Raw genomic sequence first — 4,168 nt, forward strand, 5'->3', positions numbered from 1 at the left:
CCGCGCGGCCACCCGGGCGGCCCGGCCGGCCGCCGTCGCTCTCGCTCAGCCCGCCGCCGCGACCAGTTCGGCGATCCGGGCCAGCGGCTCGGCGTACGCGGGCCAGTCCAGGCCGTCGACGCTGACCTCGGCCCGCCGGCGCACGCCGTCCACCGCCCCCGCGTGCAGGACGATCGCGGTCAGCACGTCGTACGACCACTCGGGGCGGAGCAGGTCGCGCAGGGCGGTCACCTCCGGGCGCAGCAGCGCCAGCGCGCCGACCAGCGCGGCGGCGGCCCAGTTCGAGGTGCCGCCCACCAGCAGCGCGTCGCAGCCGACCACGCACCGGATCCGCTCGCCCCGGTCCACCACCCGGGCCACCAGCTCCGTCGGCAGCCGGCCCATGCCCAGCTCGTTGCCGCCGTCGCCGATGCCCACCCGGAACGCGGATCCGGCGGCGAAGAGCCGGTCGAGGGGCGCGGTGTGCGCGCCGATGTCCTCACCCCGCATGTTGCGGGGCCGGCCGTCGAGGGCCGGACCGACCCGTTCGCAGGCGATCAGGTGCGACAGCCGGGCGTACCGGGGCAGCGCGGCGGCGGCCCAGTCGTCGTACCCCGTCAGCGGCGCCACCTCAAGGGGGACGTCCAGCGCGGCGGCGTCCAGCGCGGCGTTCACCACCGGCGCGCACGGCGCGTCGGTGACCAGCCGGACCCCGCCGCCCAGCGCCCGCAGCGCGGCTGCGATCTGGGTTGCGCCGACGGGGCCGTCGGTCTCCGCCGCCGGCGGATCGGCGCCCGGGATGAAGAAGCCGGTGAGGACGGCCGCGTCGACCGTGGGCCGCCCGGTGAGCGACCGGGCGGCGGCGAGCAGGCCGCCCGCCGCCGGTACGGCGAGCTGCTCGCTGCCCCGGCCCACCTCCCGCGCGGCCACCCGTTCCAGCTCGGCGATCGTCTCCTCCACCCGCACGGGCACCTCCTCGACAGCGGCGGACCGGCCCAGGGTAGGACCGCCCGTCGACCTGTGCACCTTGAATCGGGTCGTGCGGATTGAGTGGCGGAAGGGGGCGGGGGCCACGGAAACCTGCGTGGTGATCGCGAAGGGGCCCGGAAACCGCAGTGCGGACTTGACGCGGTGTCAGGTGCGCACCTCCGCTGCGCTACACAGTGACAGTTGTAACTGCCGTCCGCCGGTGAGAGCGTGCGATGACCGCGACCGCCGCTGAGAGGTGCCACGATGACCACCGACGACCTGCTGGCCCGGCACCGGGCCGTGCTCCCGTCCTGGATGCCGCTGTACTACTCGGAGCCGATCGAGCTGGTCTCCGGCGCCGGCCGTCGGGTGACCGACGCGCAGGGGCGCAGCTACCTGGACTTCTTCGGCGGCGTGCTGACCAATATGGTCGGTTACGACATCCCGGAGATCCGGGAGGCGGTCGAGCGGCAGCTGGCCACCGGCATCGTGCACACCTCGACGCTCTACCTGATCCGCCAGCAGGTCGAGCTCGCCGAGAAGATCGCCCGGCTCTCCGGCATCCCGGACGCGCGGGTCTTCTTCACCAACTCGGGCACCGAGGCCAACGAGGCGGCGCTGCTGGTCGCCACCAACCACCGCCGCTCCCACCAGATCCTCGCGGTCCGCAACAGCTACCACGGCCGGTCGTACGCGGCGATGGGCGTGACCGGCAACCGCAGCTGGACGGCGAGCGCGCTCAACCCGCTCCAGGTGGCCTGGCTGCACTCGGGCGAGCGGCTGCGCGGCCTGCTGTCCCGCCTGCCGGAGTCCGACCGGATCGACGCCGCGGTCGAGGACCTGCGGGAGGTGCTGGCGACCCAGACCGCCGGCGACGTCGCCTGCCTGATCGCCGAGCCGATCCAGGGCGTCGGCGGTTTCGTGGCCCCGCCGGACGGGCTCTTCGCCGCCTGGAAGAAGGTCCTCGACGAGCACGGCATTCTGCTGATCTCCGACGAGGTGCAGACCGGCTGGGGGCGTACCGGCGAGCACTTCTGGGGCTACGAGGCGCACGGGGTCACCCCGGACCTGCTCACCTTCGCCAAGGGCGTCGGCAACGGCTTCGCCCTGGCCGGCGTGGTCGGCCGGGCCGACGTGCTGGAGTCGGTGCCGGCGATCAGCTTCTCCACCTTCGGCGGCAACCCGGTCTCGACCGCCGCCGGCAACGCCGTCCTGGACTACCTGCTCAACCACGACCTCCAGGCGAACGCGGCCCGCACCGGCGCGATCCTCGCCGACGGGCTGCGGACCGCGGTCGGCGGCCTCGGCTGCGTCGCCGAGGTACGCGGCAAGGGGCTCATGCTCGGCGTCGAGTTCGTCCGACCGGCCACTATGGAGCCCGATCCGGTGTTGGCCACCCGGGTCTTCGAGGCGTGCCGCGCCGGGGGCCTGCTCGCCGGCAAGGGCGGACTGCACGGCAACGTGCTGCGGATGGGGCCGCCGTTGACGCTCACCGAGGAGGAGGCCCGCGAGGGGCTGGCCATCCTGGTCGACGCGATCCGCTCCTGCGCCTCGGCGGAGGTGGCCGCATGAGCGCGACGCACCTCGCCGCCATCGGGCACTTCGTGGACGGCAAGCGGGTCGGCGGCTCCTCGCCTCGGCGCGGGGACGTCTTCGACCCGGCCACCGGCCGGCGTGCCGCCCAGGTGGAGCTGGCCTCCGCCGGCGACGTCGCGGTGGCCGTGGAGGCCGCCGAGCGCGCGGCCCGGGGCTGGCGGGACGCGTCGCTGGCGAAGCGGACGGCGGTGCTCTTCGCCTTCCGCGAGCTGGTCCATGCCCGCCGGGACCGGCTCGCCGCGGTCATCACCGCCGAGCACGGCAAGGTCCTCGCGGACGCCGCCGGCGAGGTGCAGCGCGGCCTGGAGGTCATCGAGTACGCCTGCGGCATCCCGTCGGCGCTGCGCGGCGGGTTCAGCGAGAACGTCTCCACCGAGGTCGACTCGTACAGCCTGCGCCAGCCCGTCGGCGTGGTGGCGGTGATCTCCCCGTTCAACTTCCCCGTGATGGTGCCGCTGTGGTTCGTGCCGGTCGCCGTGGCGTGCGGCAACGCGGTGGTGCTCAAGCCGAGCGAGAAGGACCCGAGCGCGGCGCTGCTGCTCGCCGAGTGGTTCGCCGAGGCGGGCCTGCCCGACGGGGTGCTGAACGTGGTCAACGGCGACAAGGAGGCCGTCGACGCGCTGCTGGAGCACCCGTCGGTGAAGGCCGTCTCGTTCGTCGGCTCCACCCCGGTCGCCCGCTACGTGCACCAGCGCGGTGCGATGGCCGGCAAGCGGGTGCAGGCGCTCGGCGGGGCGAAGAACCACATGGTGGTGCTCCCGGACGCCGACCTGGACCTGGCCGCCGACGCGGCGGTCAACGCCGGGTTCGGGTCGGCGGGGGAGCGGTGCATGGCGATCTCGGCGCTGGTGGCGGTCGAGCCGGTCGCCGACACCCTGGTCGCGAAGATCGCGCAGCGGATGGCGGGGTTGCGCACCGGCGACGGCCGGCGCGGCTGCGACATGGGCCCGCTGGTCACCGCCGCGCACGCCGAGAAGGTGCGCTCCTACGTCGAGGCGGGGGTGGCTGCCGGCGCGGTGGCGGTGGTGGACGGTCGGGATGTGCGGCCGGACGGGGAGTCCGGCGGCTTCTGGCTCGGCCCGACGCTCTTCGACCGGGTCACCCCGGACATGTCCGTCTACACCGACGAGATCTTCGGGCCGGTGCTCAGCGTCGTCCGGGTCGGCTCGTACGACGAGGCGGTCGAGTTGGTCAACGCCAATCCGTACGGCAACGGCACGGCGATCTTCACCAACGACGGCGGCGCCGCCCGGCGCTACCAGCACGAGGTGGAGGTCGGCATGGTCGGGATCAACGTGCCGATCCCGGTGCCGATGGCGTACTACTCGTTCGGCGGTTGGAAGTCGTCGCTTTTCGGCGACCTGCACGCGCACGGCGAGGACGGGGTGCGGTTCTTCACCCGGGGCAAGGTGGTCACCAGCCGCTGGCTGGACCCGCGCCACGGTGGGGTCAACCTCGGCTTCCCCACCCAGACCTGAGCAGCCGCAGGACGCCGGCCCCGGCCAGGTACGCCACCAGGGCAGCCACCGGCAGCCCGAGTGGTTCGGGCGCGGACCTCGAGGTCTCGGCGTTGACCACCAGCGCGTACACCACCGCGGCGAAACCCGCGGCGGCGAGCGCCGGG

Annotated in this window: 3 protein-coding genes; 2 read left to right on the forward strand and 1 reads right to left on the reverse strand. The window is 74.1% G+C overall.

Annotation, left to right across the window (positions count from 1 at the left end; all coding sequences use genetic code 11):
* Positions 1–45: 45 nt before the first annotated feature.
* Positions 46–945 (reverse strand): glutamate cyclase domain-containing protein, encoded by a 900-nt coding sequence (locus tag NCC78_RS28520; protein WP_250798386.1) that lies wholly within the window; start codon positions 943–945, stop codon positions 46–48.
* Positions 946–1,212: 267 nt separating this feature from the next.
* On the opposite strand from NCC78_RS28520, the gene NCC78_RS28525 reads away from it, so the two are divergent.
* Both NCC78_RS28525 and NCC78_RS28530 read left to right on the forward strand, forming a co-directional pair.
* Entirely contained in the window at positions 1,213–2,520 is a 1,308-nt protein-coding gene (locus NCC78_RS28525; protein ID WP_250798387.1) for an aspartate aminotransferase family protein, read from the forward strand.
* Positions 2,517–4,022 carry a CoA-acylating methylmalonate-semialdehyde dehydrogenase gene (locus tag NCC78_RS28530; protein WP_250798389.1) on the forward strand — a complete coding sequence of 502 codons (1,506 nt, stop codon included), beginning with the start codon at positions 2,517–2,519 and terminating at the stop codon, positions 4,020–4,022. Before NCC78_RS28525 ends, NCC78_RS28530 begins: the two co-directional genes overlap by 4 nt.
* Positions 4,023–4,168 lie beyond the last annotated feature (146 nt).

The sequence above is a fragment of the Micromonospora phytophila genome (assembly GCF_023656545.1).
GTDB classification, from domain to species: domain Bacteria; phylum Actinomycetota; class Actinomycetes; order Mycobacteriales; family Micromonosporaceae; genus Micromonospora; species Micromonospora phytophila.